The 25,030-nt window shown below is 58.7% G+C and carries 24 protein-coding genes and 1 tRNA gene; 13 read left to right on the top strand and 12 right to left on the bottom strand.

Translation table 11 applies throughout. From position 1 onward, the window contains the following. Positions 1-61: 61 nt before the first annotated feature. Together ACEN9A_RS20665 and ACEN9A_RS20660 are read right to left on the bottom strand one after the other, a co-directional pair. Positions 62-784: a 1-acylglycerol-3-phosphate O-acyltransferase gene (locus ACEN9A_RS20665; RefSeq protein WP_019648238.1), complete on the bottom strand. Its 723-nt coding sequence runs from the start codon at positions 782-784 to the stop codon at positions 62-64. A 213-nt stretch (positions 785-997) separates the two neighbouring features. After that, positions 998-1,687: a crotonase/enoyl-CoA hydratase family protein gene (locus tag ACEN9A_RS20660; RefSeq protein WP_019648239.1), complete on the bottom strand. Its 690-nt coding sequence runs from the start codon at positions 1,685-1,687 to the stop codon at positions 998-1,000. A 308-nt stretch (positions 1,688-1,995) separates the two neighbouring features. Here ACEN9A_RS20660 and ACEN9A_RS20655 point away from each other — a divergent pair. From ACEN9A_RS20655 to ACEN9A_RS20620, 8 genes are all read left to right on the top strand, one after another. After that, positions 1,996-2,085 (top strand) — tRNA-Ser (locus ACEN9A_RS20655). 315 nt (positions 2,086-2,400) lie between these two features. Next, positions 2,401-2,583, top strand: a complete 183-nt coding sequence (locus ACEN9A_RS20650; RefSeq protein ID WP_007940783.1) for a hypothetical protein — start codon at positions 2,401-2,403, stop codon at positions 2,581-2,583. A gap of 96 nt (positions 2,584-2,679) precedes the next feature. After that, the gene (locus ACEN9A_RS20645) at positions 2,680-3,000 is read left to right on the top strand and encodes a YbjQ family protein (protein ID WP_019648241.1); all 321 of its coding nucleotides are present in this window, start codon (positions 2,680-2,682) and stop codon (positions 2,998-3,000) included. Between the two features lie 148 nt (positions 3,001-3,148). Then, positions 3,149-3,343, top strand: a complete 195-nt coding sequence (locus ACEN9A_RS20640) for a hypothetical protein (protein WP_007940781.1) — start codon at positions 3,149-3,151, stop codon at positions 3,341-3,343. A gap of 347 nt (positions 3,344-3,690) precedes the next feature. Further along, positions 3,691-4,056 carry a glycine zipper domain-containing protein gene (locus ACEN9A_RS20635; RefSeq protein ID WP_019648242.1) on the top strand — a complete coding sequence of 122 codons (366 nt, stop codon included), beginning with the start codon at positions 3,691-3,693 and terminating at the stop codon, positions 4,054-4,056. A 193-nt stretch (positions 4,057-4,249) separates the two neighbouring features. Next, positions 4,250-4,675 carry a glycine zipper domain-containing protein gene (locus ACEN9A_RS20630; RefSeq protein WP_026286342.1) on the top strand — a complete coding sequence of 142 codons (426 nt, stop codon included), beginning with the start codon at positions 4,250-4,252 and terminating at the stop codon, positions 4,673-4,675. 129 nt (positions 4,676-4,804) lie between these two features. Further along, the gene (locus ACEN9A_RS20625) at positions 4,805-4,975 is read left to right on the top strand and encodes a hypothetical protein (protein ID WP_007940775.1); all 171 of its coding nucleotides are present in this window, start codon (positions 4,805-4,807) and stop codon (positions 4,973-4,975) included. Between the two features lie 102 nt (positions 4,976-5,077). After that, positions 5,078-5,293, top strand: a complete 216-nt coding sequence (locus ACEN9A_RS20620; RefSeq protein WP_018925239.1) for a hypothetical protein — start codon at positions 5,078-5,080, stop codon at positions 5,291-5,293. A 495-nt stretch (positions 5,294-5,788) separates the two neighbouring features. On the opposite strand, the gene ACEN9A_RS20615 is transcribed toward ACEN9A_RS20620, so the two are convergent. Beyond that, a complete protein-coding gene (locus ACEN9A_RS20615; RefSeq protein ID WP_258670254.1) occupies positions 5,789-6,184 on the bottom strand; it encodes a hypothetical protein in 396 nt (131 codons plus the stop codon). Next, complete coding sequence (locus ACEN9A_RS20610; protein ID WP_258670252.1) at positions 6,181-11,058, bottom strand: RHS repeat-associated core domain-containing protein; 4,878 nt, start codon at positions 11,056-11,058, stop codon at positions 6,181-6,183. The genes ACEN9A_RS20615 and ACEN9A_RS20610 overlap by 4 nt, the downstream gene beginning before the upstream one ends. Positions 11,059-11,320: 262 nt before the next feature. Here ACEN9A_RS20610 and ACEN9A_RS20605 point away from each other — a divergent pair, with 262 nt between their 5' ends. Further along, entirely contained in the window at positions 11,321-12,016 is a 696-nt protein-coding gene (locus ACEN9A_RS20605) for an HAD-IA family hydrolase (RefSeq protein ID WP_007942158.1), read from the top strand. A gap of 76 nt (positions 12,017-12,092) precedes the next feature. Here the strand turns inward: ACEN9A_RS20605 and ACEN9A_RS20600 are convergent, their stop codons facing one another. Beyond that, entirely contained in the window at positions 12,093-12,839 is a 747-nt protein-coding gene (locus ACEN9A_RS20600; RefSeq protein ID WP_018925243.1) for a 3-oxoacyl-ACP reductase family protein, read from the bottom strand. A gap of 124 nt (positions 12,840-12,963) precedes the next feature. Between ACEN9A_RS20600 and ACEN9A_RS20595 the strand changes: the two genes are divergently transcribed. Further along, entirely contained in the window at positions 12,964-13,887 is a 924-nt protein-coding gene (locus ACEN9A_RS20595; RefSeq protein WP_019648249.1) for a LysR family transcriptional regulator, read from the top strand. A 107-nt stretch (positions 13,888-13,994) separates the two neighbouring features. On the opposite strand, the gene ACEN9A_RS20590 is transcribed toward ACEN9A_RS20595, so the two are convergent. The 3 genes from ACEN9A_RS20590 to ACEN9A_RS20580 all read right to left on the bottom strand — a co-directional run bounded on the left by ACEN9A_RS20590 (position 13,995) and on the right by ACEN9A_RS20580 (position 17,567). Continuing rightward, complete coding sequence (locus tag ACEN9A_RS20590) at positions 13,995-14,723, bottom strand: aspartate/glutamate racemase family protein (RefSeq protein WP_007942162.1); 729 nt, start codon at positions 14,721-14,723, stop codon at positions 13,995-13,997. 57 nt (positions 14,724-14,780) lie between these two features. Continuing rightward, entirely contained in the window at positions 14,781-16,322 is a 1,542-nt protein-coding gene (locus ACEN9A_RS20585; RefSeq protein WP_258670247.1) for an NCS1 family nucleobase:cation symporter-1, read from the bottom strand. A gap of 504 nt (positions 16,323-16,826) precedes the next feature. Beyond that, positions 16,827-17,567, bottom strand: a complete 741-nt coding sequence (locus ACEN9A_RS20580; protein ID WP_007942164.1) for a phosphoadenylyl-sulfate reductase — start codon at positions 17,565-17,567, stop codon at positions 16,827-16,829. 171 nt (positions 17,568-17,738) lie between these two features. On the opposite strand from ACEN9A_RS20580, the gene thrH reads away from it, so the two are divergent. Then, complete coding sequence (gene thrH, locus ACEN9A_RS20575; RefSeq protein ID WP_019648252.1) at positions 17,739-18,356, top strand: bifunctional phosphoserine phosphatase/homoserine phosphotransferase ThrH; 618 nt, start codon at positions 17,739-17,741, stop codon at positions 18,354-18,356. Between the two features lie 119 nt (positions 18,357-18,475). Here thrH and pabB read toward each other — a convergent pair whose 3' ends face one another. The 4 genes from pabB to rloA form a co-directional block, all read right to left on the bottom strand. Next, positions 18,476-19,813, bottom strand: a complete 1,338-nt coding sequence (pabB, locus tag ACEN9A_RS20570; RefSeq protein ID WP_258670242.1) for an aminodeoxychorismate synthase component I — start codon at positions 19,811-19,813, stop codon at positions 18,476-18,478. A 245-nt stretch (positions 19,814-20,058) separates the two neighbouring features. Further along, entirely contained in the window at positions 20,059-21,045 is a 987-nt protein-coding gene (locus ACEN9A_RS20565) for an alpha-L-glutamate ligase-like protein (RefSeq protein ID WP_258670239.1), read from the bottom strand. Next, complete coding sequence (gene rloB, locus ACEN9A_RS20560) at positions 21,045-22,580, bottom strand: osmotic stress tolerance membrane protein RloB (RefSeq protein ID WP_019648255.1); 1,536 nt, start codon at positions 22,578-22,580, stop codon at positions 21,045-21,047. The genes ACEN9A_RS20565 and rloB overlap by 1 nt, the downstream gene beginning before the upstream one ends. A 5-nt stretch (positions 22,581-22,585) precedes the next feature. Next, positions 22,586-23,122: a retropepsin-like aspartic peptidase RloA gene (gene rloA / locus ACEN9A_RS20555; RefSeq protein ID WP_258670236.1), complete on the bottom strand. Its 537-nt coding sequence runs from the start codon at positions 23,120-23,122 to the stop codon at positions 22,586-22,588. A 297-nt stretch (positions 23,123-23,419) separates the two neighbouring features. Between rloA and ACEN9A_RS20550 the strand changes: the two genes are divergently transcribed. Further along, complete coding sequence (locus ACEN9A_RS20550) at positions 23,420-24,142, top strand: GntR family transcriptional regulator (protein WP_019648256.1); 723 nt, start codon at positions 23,420-23,422, stop codon at positions 24,140-24,142. After that, positions 24,139-25,029: a methylisocitrate lyase gene (gene prpB / locus ACEN9A_RS20545; protein ID WP_018925250.1), complete on the top strand. Its 891-nt coding sequence runs from the start codon at positions 24,139-24,141 to the stop codon at positions 25,027-25,029. Before ACEN9A_RS20550 ends, prpB begins: the two co-directional genes overlap by 4 nt. Position 25,030 lies beyond the last annotated feature (1 nt).

The raw sequence follows: 25,030 nt of genomic DNA, 5'->3' as shown, positions 1-25,030 counted from the left end.
AGAGTCAGCAAAATCGGTAGAGTTCGCAGGCAAAAGAAAACCCGCACAGGGCGGGTTTCATTCAGGCGGCTTGCAGTTGCCGATCCATCGAGTCGATGCACTCACGCATCTGTTCGCGGCACTGGGCGATCAACATCGGCATGTCATCCAGACTCAATCCAGCCGTAGGAATTGCCGGCAGCGAACGGATCAGAATCTTCCCACTGCGCCAGCGGTTCAATCGCATGTGTTTGACGTAACTGCTGACACACACCGGCACGATTGGCACGCCGGCGACAATCGCCATCTGGAACGCGCCTTTCTTGAACGGCAGCAGCTCTTCGCCGAGGTTGCGGGTGCCCTCGGGGAAGACCCAGATCGAGGTGTCTTCATTTTGCAGGGTGTGAGTGGTGGTCAGCATCGACTGGCGTGCCTTGTGCGCATTGCCGCGATCGATCAACACATTGCCCGCCAGCCAGAACAACTGCCCGAACAGCGGCACCCACTTCAGGCTCTTTTTGCCGATGCACACGGTGCGGCGGGGCACCACGTTGCCGAACACAAACAGATCGTAGTTGGACTGGTGGTTGGCGATGATCACGCAGCTGTCGGGTTTATCCATCAACGGCCCGACATCGGCCTTCACCCGCAAGCGTAAAATACACATTGCCGGCCACGCATACAGACGGGCGCACAAACGGCTGTTGTCCGGATTGAACGGACGGCACAGCCCGAGAATCACTCCGAGCACACCGGCCAGAATAAAGTGCAGGCCCATCAATAACATACGAAACACAAACAGCATTTAAAGGCCCACCGGGACAAAAGGTGGCGCAGTGTACGGATGTGCACTGTTTTCGGCAATTGCCGCTATAGAAGTGGGAGATAGCCGATTTTTTAGCGCATGTTTCCGACTTGTGGGTCAGATGCGGCCTAGAGCGGTTGTAAGGTTTTAAACCAGACGCCCAAGAAAAAGCCCGACACGACGGTCGGGCTTTTCGGTGCAACGCGTTCGGGCTTAGCCCATGTGCTCCTGATCCAGGATGATCGCGTTGTCCAGCGTCTCCAGCAGCGCCTTGCGCGTTTTCAACTTGGTGTTCTTGTGGGCGATCATGTTGAGCTTCTTCAACTGACGAGCCGCCGCCAGCGCCGCGTCTTGCAGCTCTTCGGCCGACACCACCTTATCGAGGAAGCCGGCGTCCACGGCGCTTTGTGGGTTGAACATCTCGGCGTTGATCACCGCGCGATGGAACGCCGACTTGCGCAGACGATCACGGGCCAGTTCGATACCGGCATGGTGCATGGTCATGCCGATCTGCACTTCGTTCAGGCCAATGCTGAACGGGCCATCGACACCGATGCGGTAGTCAGCCGACAACAGAAGAAACGCACCCTTGGCCACTGCATGACCAGGACACGCCACGACCACCGGGAACGGATGCGACAACAGGCGACGAGCCAGGGTCGAACCTGCAGCCACCAGCGCCATGGCCTCGTTAGGGCCGGCCGTCATCACCTTCAAATCATAACCACCCGACAAAATTCCCGGCTGACCGGTAATGATCACCACCGCCCGATCCGCTACCGCCCGATCCAGCGCAGCGTTAAACGCGACAATCACGTCTGGAGAGATGGCATTGACCTTGCCATTGCTCAAGGTCAGGGTCGCGATACCGTCTTCGAGATGGTAAGAAATCAACTCACTCATGACGCCAATCCTTCTAATAAAGTAGGGCAGACGTTACCCACCGCTGTAGGCCAGGTAAAGCGCCGTGACTGACCCGCCAGTCACCCTTTTCCGGCCCTCCAGGCATTGTCCGCCCCGCCCATCGTGCATTGGCTTCTATATAGAAGGGGAGGCGAAGCCGGAGATTGGCAGGTTTGCCATGCCCTTGAACGCCCCCAAAGCGCTAATCGCGTTAAGCGCATGAAAATTCTGAAAAAAATGTTTGCCATCAGAAAAGCTTTCGACTACATTAGCGCGCCTCGACAGACTGAATAAGTTTGACGAGATACGGTGAAGTGTCCGAGTGGCTTAAGGAGCACGCCTGGAAAGTGTGTATACAGGAAACTGTATCGAGAGTTCGAATCTCTCCTTCACCGCCAAATTCGATATACACAAAACCCCTGATTTCGAGAGAAGTCAGGGGTTTTGTGGTTTCTGGCGTCTGGATTTTATGCATGGCGGTATCAGCGAAGGCGCTTCCGAAATTGATGTAGGACGATGGATAGGCGTGTGGGAAGCAATGCTGGAAAGCCATATGGTTTGGGGGCTTTCATAGGTTTTGGCACCTCGCATGAGCCGCATCGGAAGGGGGTATTCGTTTTGCGCCTTTAAGGTACAAAATGACCCAAAGGGCAGCGCACACGACGCGCCCCATTATCCGGAATGGACGCACGCACGTTATGCAGGAATTCACCATGAAGCAGGCGGAGCTGGAAAAGGTTCACGTGGAAATCGTCAAGCTGATGGCTGAGCAGCGCAAGCTGAATGCCGAAGCGGGCAAGATGACCCGTGAAACTTTTTGGTACCCGGTAGCTGTTGCGACTGGCTTGATCGGTACGGTGGCGACTGTCACTGCGGTGTTGATCAAGCTGCTCTGACCCATCGTTATCCCAAGCTCAACAGGTGCCGGGCTTTTTGTTTTCATCACCTGGCTACCGAGGAATAATGCGCGCTTCTATGAACAAGGACATCTCATGATCACCACTACAACTCACACCATCGAGGGTCGACAAATCACCGCCTACCTGGACATCGTCAGCGCCGAGTCGGTGCAGGGCGTTAACGTGATTCGCGATATGTTCGCCGGGATGCGGGATTTTTTTGGTGGGCGTTCTCAGACGTTGGAGCGGGCATTGAAGGAGGCGCGGGTTCAGGCGACCGAGGAGATCAAGGAGCGGGCGCGGGCGCTTCAGGCGGATGCGGTGGTGGGGCTCGATTATGAGATCAGCATGCCTGCCGGCAAGGGTGGAATGGTGGTGGTGTTTGTGACCGGGACGGCGGTCAAGCTGAGGTAGGTTGCTCGGTACTGGCCATTCGTCGGGCATGTAACGATCTGAATCACAAGTCTGGGAATGACCGGCTAGTCTCAAAAACCAGGGTGGTCGATATTTTTCAGGCAAAAAGGGCTTGCCGGTATCGACCCGTTTTGAGAGGAGCGAAGATATGGCTGAGCCGTATATCGAAGACGACGGTGCAGAGTTTCCAATCAATGATTGCGTGCAGTGTGGTCAGACGGACTATGTGCCGAGCTTCGGCGAAGACCGTATCAAAATCAACAAAATCAAATCTGCAGTGCCCCGGACCCGAGGGCCGAAATCGAAATTTATGCCCAAGCTGGGGGCGCCCTCCAGGAAGTAAACCGATCACAGCACGAACCCCGTCATTGAGCGGGGTTTCTTGTTTCTGAAGGGCAGGAAGGGTGGCTCGGTGGCAATGCTGAGAAATGTCCTACAACTTTGCGAGCACTGGTATTTTTTTCACAAACTTTTCACACCGGCCTACGTAGGCTCAACTCATCCGTTAGAAAGCAGTACCCTGGCCCGTCTCCCCAGCGGGCTTTTTTTTGCCTGTCATAAAACCTTTTGCATAAACGCTGTCCAACCGTCGCCAATGGCGAGGTTGTTCTGGTTTTGTGTCTGGACTTTCCCTCCGCTAAAGCATTCAATCTGCGGCCTTTCGGTTTCCACTTTTTTGAGGTTCTTGTTATGCGTTTGACACTGCCTGCTCTGGTTCTGGGCCTTTTGGTTGCTCAAGGTGCGATGGCTGCCGGCGACGGCACGGCCGCGCTCGGTGGTGGTCTGGGTGGTGCGTTGGGTAACGTGGTTGGCCAAAAAATGGGCGGCAGCACTGGCGCAGCGATTGGTGCGGGCGTAGCGGGTGCAGCCGGCAGCGCTGTTGCCGCACGTAAAGGCAGCCGCACCAAAGCGGCCATCGGTGGCGGTGTTGGCGCGGCGGGCGGTTCGATAATCGGTAACAGCTTGGGCGGCAAGAACGGCTCCACCATCGGCGCAGGCCTGGGTGGCGCATTGGGCGGCGGCGTAGGCAGCAACCTGTCCAAAAAACGTCATTGATCCTGAAGGTCAGCTGAAAAAGCCCGGCTCAATGCCGGGCTTTTTCGTTTTGGAACGTTTCTGCATCATGTGGCTCAAATCTCATACAGTCGGCATTGGTTCTCTGTATAACAGACCCAGATGCAGGCTGATGCCTATCCGCGGCACGTTTCTTCCCCCAATGCGGAAATTAGAGGTGCATATCATGCGTTTCATGCGTTTGACATTGTCCACGGTGTTTTTGGGGCTTTTGGTCGCTCAGGGCGCAATGGCGGGCGGCAACGGTGACGCTGCAGTCGGCGGTGGTCTTGGCGGTGTGTTGGGCAACGTAGTCGGCGGGCAGTTGGGCGGCAGCACCGGGGCCGCGGTGGGCGCTGGCGTCGGCGGTGCGGCAGGCAGTGCGGTAGGTGCGCGCAAGGGCAGTCGCACAGAAGCAGCCGTCGGCGGTGGTCTCGGCGCGGCGGGTGGTTCGGTGATCGGCAACAGCCTGGGTGGCTCCACTGGTTCGGCCATTGGCGCAGGCCTGGGCGGCGCAGCCGGTGGCGCGGTGGGCAGCAACATGGGTGATGACCGCGGCAGTTCGCATTCCGGTGGTGGCTACTACAAACACAAGCATAAAAATAAGTACAAGAATCACTAACTCGATATCGAGTGACAGTAAAAACCCGGCCGAGTGCCGGGTTTTTCGTTTCTATCAATAGGACCCCGGAACGATTGGCCGTAGGACGTCTCGAACTTAATATACACACTGAACGTTGTGAGGCATGCCATGACTCCGGAAACTGAAGACAAGGAAGAAGAAGGTCCGATCAACGATCCTGGCAACGAAGATCCGGGGTCTCTGATGGACGACGCCACGGTGCCGCTCAACGATGCCGATGACGCAGGCGATGTGGGCAACCTGGAGAATGATGAGTATGACGAGGAAGACGACGAGTGATTTTGCGGTCGGGCCGACCTCGATCCCTCTGATCGAACCGCGTCTATCGTGTTGGCCTCGAAAGACAAGGATCTGCTTTTCAGGTCCAATGAGAGGTGCGTTATGAACGCCGATCCGAAAGACTCCGATATCGACGATACCCCCGAATATCCGCTGCCTTCGCCCACCAACTCCCTGCGCCGTGACCAGCGCCCGCCCGACGATGACGACACCGCTGTGGAGCAGGTGCCCGCCGATGATGTGAGGCGCGGGAATGTGGAAGCCGACCCGGAAGACCCGGACATCGCCGGTGATGACGCCTCGGGCGAACCGAGCTGAAGCCTGCGCGGTGGTGCATCGCCGCTTGTCGATAGCACGGCACCTTTAAAAAGCGATCACTGCCAGAGATCAGGTAAAGCACTCTTTAAAGGAGATGCACCATGATCAGATCAAAATGGACGGCGCTGACGATAGTCGGCTTATTGTCGATCAGCTCATTGGCGGCGTTTGCTCAATCTACTGGTCGCGACGCACCGGTCGATAAGGGGGGGATGCCGCCCTACTCGGAAATGAATGCAGGTACCTCGGATGGGAAGGCGCTGCTACCGGACACCCTTGGTGGTGGGAATGGTGGTGATACCAACGGGAGGAGCATCGACTCGGGGAAGCGCAGCGGGTCGGTGAGTGGTGGAAGTTCGATGGGGAGTGGTTCTGGAAGTGGGTCTGGAGGATCGGGTGGTTCTGGGAGTATTGGGACGGATAGGACAGATGATAGCGCGGGAGGTTAGAGTTCCTTAAGCTGATTTAGCCCGGACGTGAACCGGGCTTTGATGGTTAGATCTTTTCTGATTCAATCCAGCATCTGTAGAAAGATCGCTGTTCATTTGGATCGTTTGTTAGATTGCTCTCATCATAATCAAAAATATAAACTACATCGGTGAGTGACGACGCTTTACCCAATGTCAGTTCATATGCTTTCAACCCAAGAGACATTTGTGATGACATGCTGGAAGGATGCACGTTGATTTTTGATCCCTTACAGAGAAATTGTATATTGGGATTGTCCTCTCGGACACGTGCGAAGCATCTATAAAAGTCACTGTCCGAATATTTTTTGTTAAAGCCATTTTTCATTGTGAAAGTTATGGTTGTTTCTTTGTTGTCGCATATAAGGTTGGCGACTTCCTTTATGCCGTCAATGCTTATGGTGATTTCAACCTTTGATATCATTTTTTTATTTTCCTGTACGGATTTGGTATGGAATAGCCGAGCTCTCTGCCGTCATCTATGATTAGCGTTGCGCCAAGTACGTCGACATTATCTATACGGTTAGCTATGGCTATCTCTTTTTCTGGTCCGAAAAGATAAGCTTGTCCAAGCTCTTTTTGTAAGTCATACCCATCTATTTTTTGAAGAGTATAGAGGTAACCTACTTTTGTGTGATATCCAGTGGCGAAAAGCTTGCCAACATTTCGCGACGGTGATGTGCTGATAAAATTACTGGGTGGATTTTCACTGTCTATAGAGTGGAGCAATAAATCATTGCTTTTTCCTTTGCTTCTAAAACCATTTTGAAATACATCATCAGGCTCTCGCTCGTCCCCGCGATATAAGTAATCCTCTTCTCTTTTGGGGGAGGGAGTTTTTGGCTCCCCCTCATCAACCCCCGCTTTACCCGCCGGATCCTCATCCCCAAACGACGGCTTCTTACACTCATCCCCCCCAGGGCACTCACTCAACCCCAACGGATCAACCCAACCCGCCGGATTGCGCGTGTACTGATAGCTGTTTAACCCGCCTGCCAACTTGCTCGGGTCCGGCGTCAGGTACCGTCCGACATCCGGATTGTAGTAGCGATGCCGGTTGTAATGCAGGCCGGTTTCCGCGTCGAAATACTGCCCTTGAAAGCGCAGCGGTTGATCGAGGACCTGGTGGGTGTCGCGGTTGAGGCGGGTGAGGCGGCCATAGGCGGTGTATCGGGCGGCCCAGATGATGTCGCCACTGTAGTCCGTGAGTTCTTGCGGGGTGCCGAGGTGGTCGAGCTGGTAGTAGAAGGGACATGCCTTACGCGGGCCTTTGCCGTCGAGCATGGCCAGCGGGCGGAAGGTGCCGGGTTCGTAGACGTAGCTGCGATGGTGGTCCTGGCTGTGTTCGGCAACGAGGTGGTCGCCTTGCCAGAAAAACTCGATGGTTTTGCCGTCGACGGTTTTGGCGATGCGGCGGCCGAAGGCGTCGTAGCGATAACTTGAATAACGACCGTCCGGCGTAGTGACGCCGACCAGCCGATGCTGGCAGTCGTAGCGGTATTCGGTGACGAGTTTCTGCCCGGTGCCACGGCGCTCGCGGATCAGGTTGCCGAAGGTGTCGTAGTCGAAGTGGCGATCGCCCTGTATCAACAGGCGATTGCCTTTGACGGTCGTCGGGCCGGGGCGGTCCTGCATCAGCAGGTTGCCGGCTGGGTCGTGGGCGTAGCTTTCCGGCTGTTGGTCGCGGGAGTGGCGCACGCGGATCAGTCGATTGAGCGGGTCGTACTGATAGCTGCGCTGGCCATGGCGGGTGTCGGCGATGCTGTCGAGATTGCCATTGAGGCTGTAGGCATAGTCGCGGCGGTAGAGCGGATGTTGGTGCTGGCCGACAGCGTGGGCCTTCAGACGGCCCTGTTCGTCGTAGGCATATTCACTGAGCAGCAGGCCTTGTTGACGGTTTTGTTCGCGACCGGCGAGGAACGTATGCGAGGTCAGTCGTGCGCCATTGAGGTCGATGGCCGTCAGCGCACCGCCCTTGGCGTGGCGGTAGTCGAGTTTGCTGCCGTCCGGCAGGCGCAGGCGGTTGAGCTGCCCGTAGGCGTCGTAGCCATAACGCAAGGTGCCCCAGCCCTGATGTTCGGTGATCAGCCGGTCCTGCTGGTCGTACTCGAATTCCAGCGGATGATCGTGGCCGTCGTCGACGCTGGTCAGCCGGCCCAGCGAGTCGTAGCGGTATTCGACCTGGATGCCGTCGGGCAACGTTTTGACCAGCAACCGTCCGGCCGAATCCCGTTGATAGCCAGTGACCAACTGCGAGCCGTCATCGCCGAACTCGGTTTTTTCCAGCAGATGGCCATTGAGGTCGTAGGCGTAGGCAGTGCGGCGACCGTCGAAGCCGGTTTCCTGTCGGATCAATCCGCTGGGCGTGTAGTCCAGCTGATATTTTTCGCCGGATTCGTTTTCGATTTCCGTCAGCAGCAGCTGCGCATTGTCGTAGCGGTACTGAAGCTGGGTGCCGTCGGGATTGATCCGGCGGCTGACCAAGTGCAGGTCGTCGGCGTATTCGTAGCGGGTGACGCGGCCCAGTTCATCGCGTTCGGCGGTGATCTTGCCGTAGGCGTTGTAGCTGAATCCGCGCGTGGCCCCGGTAGGCAATGTGGTCTGGATCAGTCGGCCGACGGCATCCCATTGGTACTGGGTAACGGCACCGTGTTCGTCCTGACGGGTAATCTGCCGCCCCAGCGCATCGTAGGAAAACCGCCGCTGCCCACCGTCCGGCAAGGTCTCTTCGAGCAACTGCCCCAAGGCATTCCAGACGAACACATGGCGACTGGTGTCCGGGTAGCGGACCGACAGCAGCCGGCCTTGTCCGTCGTAGTGGTAATGGGTGACCTGCCCGTCGGGATCGGTCGCCTCGGTGACATCGCCCTGAGCATTGCGCTGGTATTTCCACACCGCCTGACCGCGATAGCGCGCATGCAGGAAACCGTTGCGATACTCGTAGGACGTCGGTTCGTCTTCCGGTGGAATCAGCGTTACCAGCCGTCCGACGTCGTCGTAACGGTATTCGGTGACGGCCCCCAGCGGATCCTGCTCGGCCACCAACCGGCCCTGCTCGTCGTAGGCCTTGAGCTGTTCGCCGCCATCCAGCCCAACCCGGCGCACCAGTCGCGCCCGGTCGTCGTGGACGTAAACCTCTTCACTGCCGTCGATGTTCCGGACCGTGACGCTGCCCTGATCATCCCAGACATAGCGCGTGTCCATCTGCGCAAACGACGCCCAATGCCGCACGCAGCGCGCCGACTTGCCGGACCGTTCCCACTCCCAGAAGAAACTCGCGCCACCGGCCAGCTGCCGCTGCAAAATTACGTGGTTGTCGTCGTAGTCGTAACGCTCGCTTTCGCCGGCGGCATTGATCGCTTCGATCAAGCGCTGGCGGGCGTCATAGCGGTAGAAAGCCAGTGTTTGCTCTGTACGCCAGGCTTCACCCAAGTCATCGCTGGGGCAAAACGACTGGTATTCGACGGCAACCAGGTGCCTGCGCTCGTAGCGCAACAGCAAGGCACGACCGGCACCGTTGTCGAGGCGTTGAATACGCTCCTGTCGGTCGCGAGTGATGCGCAGGCGGTTGTTGTAGGCGTCACTGATCGCCGTCAGTCGACCGTTATGAAAGTGATAGAACCGGCTCGTCTCGCCGGCTAGCGCGAGGATCAGTTCCTCGGGGTCATCACCGAGATAAATCGCCGCGCGCGAAAGGCTGTTGTGGATCGCGGGGCGTTCGTTGCTCGGCAGCGGGAACGTGGTGCGGCGGTTTTCATGGTCGATCCAGACAACCTGTTCAACGCCCAGCTCCAACCGCTGCGCCAGCGAATGGCTCCACCCCCAGCCCAGCCCGCAATCGATCTCCACCGCGCTGGTGCGGTACAACCGGGTGAAGGCAAACGGCAGCAGCCCGTCCAGCGCACCGTCGGTCAGGGTCAGCAGTTCTTCGCCGCTAACCATCGACACAGGACAGCCGTTGGTGCAGGTCAGTGCCGCGCAATCGGCGCTGTCGCCATTGGGATTTTTCGCTTGATTCGGTGCGTCGTCGTGGGGTTCGTGACGGCCCAACCGGGTCTTGGCTGCAGACTTGTCGCGGGCAATGGCGAGCGGATTGTTCACCTGCACAGCCGGTGAGTTGCCGGCGCTGATCTGCAGTGGAACCGTCGGTGCAGGTCTCAGCGGTGCATTGCGCGCGCTGACCACGAGCGGTTTGAGGACGCCAGCGTGGGCTGTCAGATCGGATTTGGCCGTCAGTTCGGCCAGTCGCAAACTGGCAGTCGCCAACCATTGTCGAGCCCGATGGGACTTGATCTTGTCCAGCACTTTGGCGCTCATGCCGAGCTTCAGGCCCGTAGGACCTGTGAGACGCACCAGCAGGAAGCTGATTAATATTTCCGTACGAACTTGTGCCACGACTTCGGCGATGTACTGCGGCGGCAACATCCTCAGCCAACTGGTGAAGGCGGCGAGATGGATGAACATCAACGGCTCATCGCTCAACATCAGCAACACATTGGCAATGGTTTCAGCCGAAGCGTTCAGCAGCGTCTCAAGCTCGCCTTGTGTCAGGTACTCAAGGAGTTGTTCGCTGCTGCCTTGCAGGTCCGCCACCAGGGCGTAGACCTGCTTCACGTCATCCCACAAGCCGTGCAGCGAACGCTCGAAACCGTGCCAGTCAGCCTGTTGCAGCAGGCCGTAGCGTTGGGTGAAACCTGCTTTGGAAAAATCTGCCCATAAAGGTTCGAATTCGCTCGTCCATTCGTTGCGCAACCAGCCTTCCAGCTCGCCGATCACTCCCTGATAGGAGGCGTAGAGTGCTTTAACGTGTTCAGTGGAAACATTGGGAAAGAAGGTGATGCGATAGCGATGGCCGCGCCAACATTCGGGGATTTCGAGAATGCCGCTGGGGCCGATGGTTACGTGGACGGGCTCACCGAACGTGAGCTCACCGTTGTGCAGGGAGATAACCGGCTCGAGCATCACCGGCGTATCGCCGATTGGCACGAAACGCGCGGCTTCAAACATATGCACCAGGGTCAACGGACCGCTGGTCGGGCACATGGCGAGTGTCGAACTGACAGGCGCGGTGGAGTCCTTCGGTGCGCTGAGCCGGACTTCGTTGCCGACCTTGAACACTTGCTCGACGTTCAGCGCCCCAGCGGTCCAAAAGTTTTCCGCCCAGGCCTCGTAGTCGTTGAGGCAGAGTCGGAAATCACCGAGCAGCGCTTCGATGTTCGGCTGCTCGGGGTTCATGGCGGCGACCACCAGCAGACCGATGGCGTTGTTCAAGGCCAGGACCTTGTCAGGTTCGAACATTCGCAATCCCTCGCGCTGATCAATGTGGAGCGAGAGACTTTGCGGGGGATCAAAAAGGAAAGAAGTCGGGAAAGGAGGTGTTTGGTGTAGGGGAAATCGCTAAATCATCACGGCGCCCTCGGCAGAGGATTTTATATCCGCCAGGCATTGCCCGTTGCTCTCGACCAATCGCGCTCGCTATGCTGCTGAACCCTTTAATCCATCACGGATCCGGCCGTACCTGAGCCGTCCTGGGATGTCATGAGAAAACGGATCAGATGCGATGAGTGCACCCTTGGATGAGTTCGGTCCGATCAAGGCCGTGATTTTCGATATGGACGGTTTGCTGCTGGACACCGAGGGCATTTACACCGAGGTCACGTCCATCATTGCCGAGCGTTATGGGCGGACCTTCGACTGGAGCGTCAAACAGAACATCATTGGCCGTGGCGCGGGAGATCTGGCGCGCTATGTGGTCGAGGCGCTGGACTTGCCGATCACCGCCGAAGAGTTTCTGGTGATCCGCGAGCCCTTGATGCGCGAGCGTTTTCCGACGGCGCTGGCGATGCCCGGAGCAGAGGAACTGGTTCGGCACTTGAAAGCCAACAACATTCCTATCGCGGTGGGCACCAGTTCTTCGCGTCAGTCGTTTGGTCAGAAAACCACTTTGCACCGCGACTGGTTCGCGCTGTTTGACTTCATTGTCACCGCTGATGACCCGGAAGTGGGGGCGGCGAAACCGGCGCCGGATATTTTCCTGACGGCGGCACGACGTCTTGGGGTCGCGCCCCGGGATTGCCTGGTATTCGAGGATTCGCCGTTCGGCGTCACTGCAGCCAAAGCGGCAGGAATGACGGCGATTGCGGTCCCGGATGCGGCGATGGCCGACGAAAAATACGCACACGCCGACGGCATTCTTCGTACGTTGAAGGCGTTCAAGCCCAGCGCATGTGGCTTGCCGGCGCTTGAATGGGCGTGATCATTCGATAATCTCTGACACAAAAAAACGCCGGCAATCGATTGCCGGCGTTTTTTTGTGTCAGTCGAGCGGTGTATCAGGCGCCGAAACCACCGTCGATGGTCAGGCTGGCACCGGTGATGTAGCCAGCTTCGGGACCTGCGAGATAAGCGACGAAGCTGGCGATTTCTTCCACGTTGCCGTAACGACCCACGGCCATCAGCGGGATCAGGCTATCAGCGAAGTCGCCGCTGGCGGGGTTCATGTCAGTGTCGACCGGGCCTGGTTGCACGTTGTTGACGGTGATACCCCGCGGGCCAAGGTCGCGAGCCAGGCCTTTGGTCAGGCCGACCAGCGCCGATTTGCTCATGGCGTACGGGCCGCCACCGGCGAAAGGCATGCGCTCGGCATTGGTGCTGCCGATGTTGATGATGCGACCGCCTTCGGTCATGTGGCGGGCGGCTTCCTGGGTGGCGATGAACACGCTGCGTACGTTGATGGCCAGGGTCTGGTCGAAGTCTTCGAGTTTGAAGTCCTCCAGCGGTGCGACGGCCAGAACGCCTGCGTTGTTGACCAGGATGTCCAGGCGGCCGAAGGTCTCGACGGTGGCGTTGACGGCATTGCGAATAGCAACGGCATCGGCGCTGTCGGCCTTGATGGCCAGGGCTTTGCCGCCGGCGGAGATGATGCTGTTTTGCAGGTCTTCGGCTTTGGCGGTAGAGCTGACATAGGTGAAGGCGACGGCTGCGCCTTCTGCGGCCAGGCGTTTGACGATGGCAGCACCGATACCGCGTGAACCGCCTTGAATCAGAGCTACTTTACCGCTGAGGTGTTGAGTGGTCATGTCGATCTCCAGAAGTTCAAGGCAGGCTGCCTTGTTGTCGGAGTCGAGTATCGGCTTCGCATTACCCGGCGGGTAGACCGTGATTGCTATAGTCTGTGTAAACCAGAAGTTTATAGTGGTGCTTATGGAAACCTTCAGCAGTATCGAATGCTTCGTGCGCAGCGCTGAGGTCGGCAGCTTCGCCGAGGCTGCGCGGCGCTTGAGCCTGACGCCTGCTGCGGTGGGCAAGAGCGTCGCCAAGCTGGAGGCGCGACTCGGTGTGCGGCTGTTCCAGCGCAGCACGCGTAGCCTGACGCTGACCGAGGCCGGTCAGCTGTTTCTCGGCGAAGTCAGCGCCAGCTTGCATACGATCCAGAATGCCGTGGCCAACCTGGCCAGCGCCGAAGGACGTCCGGCGGGAACGCTGAAGGTCAGCATGGGCACGGTGTTCGGGCGCTTGTACATCGTGCCGTTGCTCGGAGAGTTTTTGCGACGCTTTCCAGCGATCAACCCGGACTGGCATTTCGATAACCGTCAGGTCGACCTGATCGGCCAGGGGTTCGATGCGGCGATTGGTGGTGGATTCGACCTGCCCCAGGGCGTGGTGGCGCGCAAGCTGACGCCCGCCCATCGAGTGTTGGTGGCTTCAGCCGGGTATCTGGCGGGGCACGAAGCGATCATCGAGCCCGATGACCTCCAGCGCCACGATGGCATCCTGATACGGTCGCCGCAGACGGGGCGCGTGCGTTCCTGGCAATTGACCTGTCGCAACCGGCAACACAGCCCGCTGACGCTCAAGGCGCGAATGACCATGAGCGATTCGGAAGCGGCCTGCGCTGCGGCGACCCAGGATTTGGGCATTGCATTGGTGAGCATGCCGTTCGCCGTGGGCTATCTGGACGCCGGGACCTTGCAGCGGGTGTTGCCCGACTGGTACGTCGACGATGGCAACATCTCCATCTATTACGCCGAGCACAAACTGCTGCCGGGCAAGACCCGGGCGTTTGTCGACTTCATCATTGAACAGTTTGCCGAGCAGGGGTTGGGGCAGCGGTTCAGTGCAGTTTGAGCCCGGCTTGGGACCAAGGGGAGGCCATCGCGGGCAAGCCACGCTCCCACGGAATGATGCAAAAGCCTGTGAGAGCGAGGCTTGCCCGCGAAGATCGATAACGCGGTCTACCGCCCAAACCGCCCAGGCCAACCAATAATGGTCTTCGGCCGCGGCGTCGCATACGTCCGTACTTTCGACGTCGACAACCCCAGCCGCACCAGTGATTCGGCAATGGTCACCGCTGCCGTCACGCCATCCACCACCGGTACGCCGGTGCGCTGACGAATCTGTTCATCCAGTCCGGCCATGCCGCCACAGCCCAGGCAAATCACCTCAGCCTTGTCCTCGCTCACCGCCAGTTCCGCCTGACGGACAATCGCCTCCAGTGCACGTTCCGGATCGGATTCCAGCTCCAGCACCGCGAGCCCGCTAGCCCGCACCGACGCGCAGCGGTCCCAGAGCCCGGACAATTTGAGGCGATCCTCGATCAGCGGCACGGTGCGGTCGAGAGTGGTGACCACCGAATAGGCATGGCCGAGGAACATCGCGGTGCTGGCGCCGGCATCGGTGATGTCCACCACCGGCACGTTGAGCAACTCCTGCAAACCTTCGCGGCCGTGCTCGCCGTAGCCGGCCTGGATTACCGCATCGAAGGGCTGATCGTAGGACATGACCCGGTCCATCACGGCGATGGCGGCCAGGTAGCTTTCGAAATTGCCTTCAATGGAGTCGGCGCCGAAATGCGGGGTCAGGCCAATGATTTCCGTGCCGGGCGCGGCCACGGACTGCGCTTGGCGGGCGATGGCCTGGGTAATGGATTCGGTGGTGTTGACGTTGACCACGAGAATTCGCATGGGAGGTCCTTATAGCGAGGTGGTTTGCGGCCCGATGTCACCGGGCCGCCAAGAGGATTAATGGCTGACGTTATCGACCGCGATGGTTTCACCGCTGACATCGGCGTAGTAAGGCTGCCGTTTGGCGATGATCAGGTAGAGCATCCCTGCAATCCCGGCGCCAATCAGCCAGGAGAATGGCGAGACACTGTCGAAACCTGGCACCAGGGCCAGGACAATGGCGATCAAGGCTGCCGGAATGAACGCCGCCACGGCGCGCAAATTAACCCCACGGCTGTAGTAATAATCGCCATCGGGATCTTCGCTGTACAACTGCGGCACGTTGATCCGGCCTTTTCGTACCTGCCAGTAGTCGACCATGATCACCCCGTACAACGGGCCGAGCAGGGCGCCGAGGCCAGACAGGAAATACACGATCACCAGCGGGCTGTTGTAGAGGTTCCACGGCAGGATCAGCACTGCGATGGTCGCGCTGATCAGCCCGGCGCGGCGAAAGGTCAGGTATTTGGGCGCCAGATTGCTCAGGACAAAGGCCGGGGCCACGAAGTTGGCCATGATGTTCACCGCCACGGTGACAATCAGGAACGCCAGGCAACCGAGTACCAGAAAGAAGGTATTGGGAATCGATGCGATGATCTCGGTCGGGCTTTCGATGATCCGGCCATTGATCTGAAATTGCGCACCGCACAGCAGGACGGTGATCCCGGCGAATACCAGAATGTTGACGGGCAGGCCCCAGAAATTTCCGACCCGGATGGTCTTGCGGCAGGGAGAAGAGCGGGCGAAGTCGCAGAAATTGAGGATTAGCGTGCCGTAGATCGACAGCCACAAGGCGCCGCCGGCAAAGATATTGCGCCACATCTCACCGCCACTCAGCGGTTCACGAATCGACCAGGCGATGGTGGCGTTGGCCTGGAAGTACATCCAGCCGGCGAGGGCGGCGACGGTCAACAAAATCACCGGGCCGGCAAACGCCTCGTAGCGTCGCACCATTTCCATGCCATAGGCCAGGATCGCCAACTGCACGAACCAGATCGCCACGAAACACACCCAGCCCAGGCTCGACAGCCCGAGTATCGAATTGTGGTCGTAATCGGCGAGTCCGGGATGCACCGCCGTCAGCAATACGCGAAAGACCACTGACGCCAGGTACGTCTGAATTCCGAACCAGGCAATGGCGATAACGGCGCGAATCAATGCAGGAATCTGCGCGCCATGGATGCCGAAACTGATCCGGCTGATCACCGGAAACGGCACCCCGGTTTTCTGGCCCATGTAACCGGAAAGGTTCATGAAGCAATACACCAGCGCCGCACCGATTCCCAGGGACAGCAGAATCTGCCAGCCGCTCAGGCCCAGTGCATACAAGCCAATGGCAAAGGAGTAGTTGGCAATGTTGTGCACATCGTTTGTCCACAGGGCAAAGATGCTGTAACGGCCCCAGCGTCGACCTTCGGCCTTGGTCGGCGCGAGGTCCTTGTTGTGCAGGCGGGGGCTGAGCACGACGGGTGGTTGAAACGTTTGATCGTGAATCACTGAGGTAGAAAGCGGAGAGGGCAGATCCAGCGCAATATTGTTATTGGGGAGGCTAGTACGCATTCCGGCAGGCTCCTGAAGCTCGTTGCCGCGATGACTGTGCATGAGCGTGGGCTCGAAAAATCTTCGTCGCGGGTGGGAGAGCATCATTGGTTACGGGGCATCTGCAGCCTGTACGGGATAGGGCGCTTCAGGCTTGCGGATCTAAAGTGTGTGTATGTTTTTGTATTTATTGTATACAAAACATGTGTTCACTTAAGCCAGATATGTGCCAGTCGGTGATCTATAAAATTTAAGGCTAATTTCGTTTTGTTATTGAATGAAGATAAGTAGTTGAAAAAAAGACGATATAAATTGACCGATTGAACAGGTATTTATTTTGGGCGGGGTTTTGTCGGAGTGTTCGACTGAGGAAGTCAGGACAGGGGAATGTAACTTTTTGGGGCACTGAAACTAAAAGTGCACACAGATATGGCACTTATGGTGACATTTCTGTGTACACTTTTTTAAAGTAAAACCATCACAGGCTTCGCCAGCTCCTGCAGGAGCTGCTACGGGCCCGATCTTTTAAGCTTTGGACTTGCTGATGATGTTCCCGGCATGCAGCCCGCATTCTTTCTGCGTGGCTTCTTCCCACCACCAACGACCTTCGCGCTCATGCTGGTTCGGCAGCACCGGACGGGTGCAAGGCTCGCAACCAATGCTGATGAATCCGCGTTCATGCAGGCTGTTGTACGGCAGCTCCAGCATGCGGATGTAACCCCAGATCTCTTCGCTGGTCATCTGTGCCAACGGGTTGAACTTGTACAGGGTACGTTCCGGGGTGGAAAACGCGGTGTCGATTTCCAGCACCGCGACGGCGCTGCGTGTGCCCGGGCTCTGGTCCCGACGCTGGCCGGTGGCCCAGGCGGTCACGCCAGACAGTTTGCGGCGCAGCGGCTCGATCTTGCGAATGCCGCAGCACTCGCCATGGCCATCCTTGTAGAAACTGAACAGGCCTTTTTCCTTCACGAAAGGTTCGAGCTTGCTGTAGTCCGGCGACACCACTTCGATATCGATCTTGTAGTGCTCGCGCACCTGCTCGATGAAGCGGTAGGTCTCGGGATGCAAGCGGCCGGTGTCGAGGCTGAACACTTTGACGTTCTTGTTCAGCTTCCAGGCCATGTCCACCAGCACCACATCCTCGGCGCCGCTGAAAGATATCCACAGGTCATCGCCGAACTCGGCGAACGCGAGTTTCAGGATGTCCTGGGCGGATTTGTTGGCATAGGTCGTGGCGAGTTCCACGACATCGAACGATGGGCTCATCAGGGCGGCTTCCTACAGGTCGGTGGCGCTGGGCGCTCTATATGCGTCGATGGTAACAAAATCCTGCGGTGGCTGGCGCGTCCTCTGCGTTGCACGGAGGGGGGCGAGTCGCTAGAGTTCGGCAGTCCTTTTGCTCGCTCGACTCATAAATAATACTAATGGGAGTGTCTTGTGGAAATTGCCTGTCTGGATCTTGAAGGTGTGCTGGTCCCGGAAATCTGGATCGCCTTTGCCGAAAAAACCGGGATCGAGTCCCTCCGGGCCACCACTCGGGACATTCCCGACTACGACGTGTTGATGAAGCAGCGCCTGCGGATTCTCGACGAGCACGGCCTGAAGCTATCTGATATCCAGGAAGTGATTGCCACGCTCAAGCCTCTGGAAGGCGCCAGCGAATTTGTCGACTGGCTGCGTGAGCGCTTTCAGGTGGTGATTTTGTCGGACACCTTTTACGAGTTTTCCCAGCCGCTGATGCGTCAACTGGGCTTCCCGACGTTGCTTTGCCATCGTCTGATTACTGACGATGTCGGTCGGGTCACGGGCTATCAGTTGCGTCAGAAAGATCCCAAGCGTCAGTCGGTTTTGGCGTTCAAGAGCCTCTACTACCGAGTGATCGCGGCGGGGGATTCCTACAACGACACGACGATGCTGGGCGAGGCGGATGCCGGGATTCTGTTCCATGCGCCGGACAATGTGATTCGCGAGTTCCCGCAGTTCCCGGCGGTGCACAGCTTTGCCGAGTTGAAGCAGGAATTTATCAAGGCTTCGAACCGCAATCTGAGCCTGTAAACCCGATCCCTGTAGGAGCTGCCGCAGGCTGCGATCTTTTGATTTTGCTTTTAAAACAAGATCAAAAGATCGCAGCCTGCGGCAGCTCCTACAGAGGATGGTGTTGGCCAGTAAAAGGATTACAGGTTCTGCAACGTATCGAGCAACACCTTCACCTTGGTGATCGATTCCTGATACTCCGCCTGCCAATCCGAATCCGCGACGATCCCCCCGCCGCCCCAGCAGCACACCTGCCCATCCTTGACCAACAAACTGCGAATGGCGATGGAACTGTCCATCTCCCCGCGCACGTCCAGATACAGCAATGAACCGCAATACAACCCGCGACGGGTCGGTTCCAGTTCATCGATGATCTGCATGGCGCGAATCTTTGGCGCGCCGGTAATCGAGCCGCCGGGGAAGCTGCCGGCGATCAAATCCAGTGCGTCCTTGTCATCCGCCAGTTCGCCGGTAACGCTGCTCACCAAGTGATGCACGTTCGGATAGCTTTCCAGGCTGAACAGCTCCGGCACCCGTACGGAGCCAATGCGGCAGGTACGACCCAGATCGTTGCGCAGCAAGTCGACGATCATCAGGTTTTCCGCGCGGTCCTTGGGGCTGGCCAGCAGTTCGGCGGCGTTCGCCGCATCTTCGGCAGCGGTCAGCCCGCGGGGGCGGGTGCCTTTGATCGGGCGGGTTTCGACGTGGCGCTCGCTGACTTTGACGAAGCGCTCCGGCGACAGGCTCAGCACCGCGTCGCCGTCGGGCAAGCTCTGGAAGCCGGAAAACGGTGTCGGGCAAGCCGCCCGCAGCGCGCAATAGGCCGCCCACGGATCGCCCTGGCATTGGGCGCGAAAGCGCTGGGCGAAGTTGACCTGATAGCAGTCGCCAGCCTGGATGTACTGCTGAATGCGTTCGAAGGCTTGCCGATAGTCGTCAGCGCTCAGGTCGGCGCTCATCGGGCTGTCCAGTTTGAATGGCTGGATGTTCTCGGTGGTGGGCTGAGTGAACAATTCGATCAGCCGTTGTCGCTCGCTTTCGATCAGTGTCGGGTGGAACACCAGTTGACTGGTGGCCTGGTGGTGATCGCTGATCAGCGCCCAGTCATACAGCCCGAAGCGTGCGTCGGGCAATTGCAGATCGTCCCGCGCCTGGCTCGGCAGGTTTTCCAGGTGCCGGCCGAAGTCGTAGCTCAGGTAGCCGATCAGGCCACCGGCGAAGGGCAGGTCGTCAGGGACGGTTGCTTCACCGAGCCGTGTAAGGTTGTTGCGAAGGCGTTGCAGGAAATGGCTGCCGCTTTCATCCGGCAACACGGCCAGTTGCTCCAGCGGCCAGGCGCTGAGCAGGTCAAAACGCCCACGTTCGGCACTCGGCCGGCCGCTGTCGAGCAGCACGGCACCAGGGGCATGACGAATCGCCGCGAAGTACTCGGCAGGGTTGGCGCGATAGGGCAGCGGGTGTACAGAACAGGTCAACATGGGCGGGGCAGATCAGCCAACGAGGCGGGGGAGCGATTGTAGTCCTCCGCAGGATTTGCTCCTAGAGGGGATGTCGGGGATTGGCAGGTTGAAAGCGGCTGCGCAAGACCTGTGGCGAGGGGGCTTGCCCCCGTTGGGTTGCGCAGCGACCCCACGTCATTCTCCCCCGGTGTACCAGATAACCCGCATTAGCCGGTTATACGACTGCTGCGCAGCCGAACGGGGGCAAGCCCCCTCGCCACAGGTCAGCCCTCAACCGCCGGAATATGCCCGAACAATTCCTGAACGAACTCCACGCGTTCCTGCACTGTTTCGGTGATCCCGCGCGCCTTCAGCTCTTCGAGTCGCGCTTCGACCGCGTGGGTGCGCGACGTCAGCCCGCAATCGTTGGCAATCTGAATGTTCAACCCGGGCCGGGCGTTGAGCTCAAGAATCAGCGGCCCTTTCTCCTGGTCGAGCACCATGTCGACACCGATGTAGCCCAGCCCGCACAGCTCATAACAGCCGGCGGCGAGTTTCATGAAACCGTCCCAGTAGGGCAGTTGCACGCCGTCTACCGCATTGGTGGTGTCCGGGTGTTTGTTGATGATGTTGTTCAACCAGGTGCCGCGCAATGTCAGGCCGGTGGCCAGGTCGACACCGACGCCAATGGCGCCCTGGTGCAGGTTGGCCTTGCCACCGGACTGGCGGGTCGGCAGGCGCAGCATGGCCATCACCGGATAACCCATCAGCACGATGATGCGGATGTCCGGTACACCTTCGTAGCTGATGCTTTTGAAGATCTGGTCCGGGGTCACGCGGTATTCGATCAGCGCACGGTCGCGGTGCCCGCCCAGGGAATACAGGCCGGTGAGGATGCTCGAGATATGGTGCTCGAGTTCCTCATGCTCGATGATCTTGCCGGACACTGTGCGATAGCGCCCCTCGAACCGGTCGGCAACCACAATGATGCCGTCGCCGCCGGCGCCCTGGGCCGGTTTGATCACGAAGTCGGTGCGCCCGCCGATGATCTCCTTGAGGTTATCGATTTCCTTCTCGGTGGAGATCACGCCGTACAGCTCCGGCACGTGGATGCCGGCGGCGATGGCGCGCTCCTTGGTGATGATCTTGTCATCGACGATCGGGTACAGGCTGCGCTTGTTGTACTTGAGCACGTAGTCGGCGTTACGCCGATTGATCCCCATGATGCCCCGGGCCTCCAGGGCTTTCCAGGTCTTCCAGAGACCGAACATCAGGCGTCAGCCTCCTTCAGGAAAGCCTTGAAACGCACCAGTTCGGTCAGGCGATAACCGCGATAACGACCCATGGCCAGCATGAAGCCCACCAGGATCAGCAGGACCGCCGGGAAGGTGAACACGAAGTACACCAGCTCCGGCACGCTCATGATCAGGTGCCCCAGGGAGGCGGCGAACAGCGTGCCGATCGCCACTTTCATGGCATGGCCGCCGCCGCGCTCTTCCCAGGTGATCGACAGGCGTTCGATGGTCATGGTCAGAATCACCATCGGGAACAGCGCCACCGACAACCCGCGCTCCAGCCCGAGTTTGTGGCTGAACAGGCTGATTGCTGCGATCAGCACCACCACGAAGGTCAGCACCACCGACAATCTCGGCAGCATTTGCAGTTTCAAGTGCTCAAGGTAGGAACGCAGTGACAGCCCCAGCGCCGTGATGATGGTAAACAGCACGATGCCGAAGCCGAGCTGGGTTTCCCGGAAGGCGAGGGCGATCAGCACCGGGGTAAAGGTGCCGAGTGTCTGGATGCCGATCAGGTTGCGCAGGATCAGGATCACCAGTACGCCGATCGGGATCATCACCATGATCATGAAGGTCTGCTGGGTTTGCAGCGGCAGGCCGTACAGCGAGTAATCGAGGAAATTGGCGTCGGAGTTCTCGTCGGTCAGCTTGGCCAGGCGAATGGCGTTCATTTCGCTGTTGTTCAGGCTGAAGGTGACGTTGGCTTTCTTGCCGCCATCGACGGTGATCAGGTTTTCATCGCCGGTCCACCACAGCAAGCGGTCGGTGGGCAGGCCCTGTTCGCCGGTTTCCGGGTTGAAGTACAGCCAGTCGGTGCCGTTGAAACTGCGCAACCAGAGTTCAGGCGTTTGCGGCTGATCGGCCACCAGGCGGATGGTGTGGACCTTTTCCACCGGCACGTGGGCGATGGACAGAACCAGCTCGACGATTTTGGCTTTGTTCGCGGTGGACGGATCGCCGGCCAGCAGCAGTTTCACGTTGTCGTCGTTGAGGTTGTTGACACGCTTGATGGCTTCGCCGATGAAAGTTTCGACGTCAGCCGAATGCTGGCGGATCGGCGCGAGCAAGGCTTCGGCGGCGATTTTTTCCGGACCTTCGACGGCGATGCTGTCGCGGAAGGTCGCCCCTTTGACCTTGGATTTTTCGCCGGTGTAGCGCTTGGTCAGCACCAGGCGGTAATAAAGGGTCTGGTTGCCCTTGGCCCGACGCGCCGACCAGGTGACCTTGCGGTTGCCGTCGACACGGTTCACTGCCACACCGTAGTTATTGGAAATGAAACTCTCGTTAAGGCTCACGTAGTCGCGGCTCAGCGGCGGCACGAACATCTGGATCTTGATCGGGTCTTTGGCGTTGGCGACGAACTCGACCTTGGCGTCGATGTTCCACAAGTCATCGGTGGCGTCTTCAGTCACCGGAATACCGAGCACGAAAATCTGATAGGCCGTAACTGAAATGCCCAGCACCACCAGGATGGCGATCAGCAATTTCAGATGGAGGGTAAGAGAGCGCATTGGAATTACTCTGCGGTATGTGCGTCGGTGGCGCAGGCAGGTTTGCCAGCAGCGTATTTAAGACTTGGATCGACCAGCGCATCGAAACGCTTGAGTGCCTCGGAGCCGATCAAGAGCGGGTATTGGAAGGCACTGCGGTCGGTCAGGTTCACTTCAATACTGCGTAAAGCCGACCCCATGCAGATATCCAGCTCGATGACCGGACGGGCGGTGTACTTCTTGCCTTCTTCCGGGTCGTAGTCGCCGGCCCGGCGCTTGATCTTGCTGACACGGGCCAGCGGTCGTTCGATCGGGTACGAATGCGCGGCGTCGATGGCCAGATAGAAGCGCACCCAGGATTCACCATTGCGTTTGAAACGTTTGATGTCGCGGGCGCTCAGCGAGGCGGTTTTCGCCCCGGTGTCGAGTTTGGCGGCAACTTCCAGGTTGATGCCATCCAGCGACGCGTACTCATTGAGGCCGTACACAGTCTTTTCCCCTGCCGCGGCAAAACCTGACAGGCCAAGAAGACAAAGAAATGTGGTGAAGAGCTTGAGTCTCATAAATCCTGATGCGCAGCGGTCCGTTCTTCAATTCAAGGCCCTGGCATTGCTGCACAAGCTCCCTCGTATGCCTATCCTTTTTTTATGACAGGCAATGCAGATGACAAGCAAATGCGGGCGGCATTCTAGCACGGTGGTTTTATGGCGCCAGCGCTGGCGGACGGCTGTAACCGGGGGTGCTGCTTCGTTATGGTGCAAGCGGTTATTAGACGATTGTCGACAATGTCTATTTATCCTTTGACGTAACCGGCCTTATTCGCTAGTTTTTGCGGCATTGCTTTTAAAGGTGTCGACAATATGCTGGATCAACTCGATCCCCCGGTCACGGTTCAGGACGACTCGGAAACACTTTCCGAAAACGTCTTCCGACGCATTCAGGCGGCCATCGTCAAAGGCGAGATCGCCCCGGGCAGCAAGATCTCCGAGCCGGAGCTGGCGCGCACCTATGGCATCAGCCGCGGGCCGTTGCGTGAGGCGATCCACCGTCTGGAAGGCCAGCGCCTGCTGGTTCGCGTGCCGCACGTCGGGGCGCGGGTGGTGTCGTTGAGTCACGCCGAATTGCTGGAACTCTACGAAATCCGCGAATCCCTGGAAGGCATGGCGTGCCGTCTGGCGGCTGAACGCATGACCGTTGAAGAAATCGACGACCTGCGCCGGGTGCTGGAAACCCACGAGCGCGATGCGGCGTTTCAGGCAGGCGTCGGCTATTACCAGCAGGAAGGCGATTTCGACTTTCATTACCGGATCATCCAGGGCAGCGGCAACCGCACCCTGACCCAGATGCTCTGCGGCGAGCTCTATCAACTGGTGCGCATGTACCGCATCCAGTTTTCCACCACGCCCAATCGGCCACGCCAGGCGTTTGCCGAGCACCACCGCATTCTCGACGCCATCGCCGACCGTGACGGTGAACTGGCCGAGTTGTTGATGCGCCGTCACATCGGCGCTTCCAAACGCAATATCGCCCGTCACTACCAGGACGGCGCTAACCCGACAGCCACTGAACGAGGTGAGTCATGAGTTCCAACAAGAGCACTCCAGGCCAGCGTTTCCGCGATGCGGTCGCCAGCGAGCATCCGCTGCAAGTGGTCGGCACGATCAATGCCAACCACGCGCTGCTGGCCAAGCGCGCCGGTTTCAAGGCTATCTACCTGTCGGGGGGCGGGGTGGCTGCCGGCTCCCTCGGCGTGCCGGACCTGGGCATTACCGGCCTGGATGACGTGCTGACCGACGTACGCCGCATCACCGACGTTTGCGACCTGCCGCTGCTGGTGGACGTGGACACCGGTTTCGGCTCCTCGGCGTTCAATGTCGCTCGTACCGTGAAGTCGATGATCAAGTTCGGCGCGGCGGCGATTCACATCGAAGACCAGGTCGGCGCCAAGCGCTGCGGTCACCGTCCCAATAAAGAGATCGTTTCGCAGCAGGAAATGGTCGACCGCATCAAAGCCGCTGTTGATGCGCGCACCGACGACAGCTTCGTGATCATGGCCCGCACCGATGCCCTGGCGGTGGAAGGTCTGGAGTCTGCACTGGATCGCGCCGCCGCGTGCATCGAGGCCGGCGCCGACATGATCTTTCCGGAGGCCATCACTGAACTTGAGATGTACAAACTGTTCGCCAGCCGCGTGAAAGCGCCGATCCTGGCCAACATCACCGAGTTCGGCGCGACCCCGCTGTACACCACCGAGCAGCTCGCCGGTGCCGATGTGTCGCTGGTGTTGTACCCGCTGTCGGCGTTCCGCGCGATGAACAAGGCTGCCGAAAACGTCTACACCGCGATTCGCCGCGACGGCACGCAACAGAACGTCATCGACACCATGCAGACGCGCATGGAGCTTTACGATCGCATCGACTACCACACGTTCGAGCAGAAGCTCGATGCGTTGTTTGCGGCAAAGAAATGAA

This window comes from Pseudomonas sp. Pseusp18, from assembly GCF_059506005.1.
The sequence above is the reverse complement of the archived record's forward strand: the minus strand, read 5'-3'. Positions and strand labels throughout refer to the sequence as shown.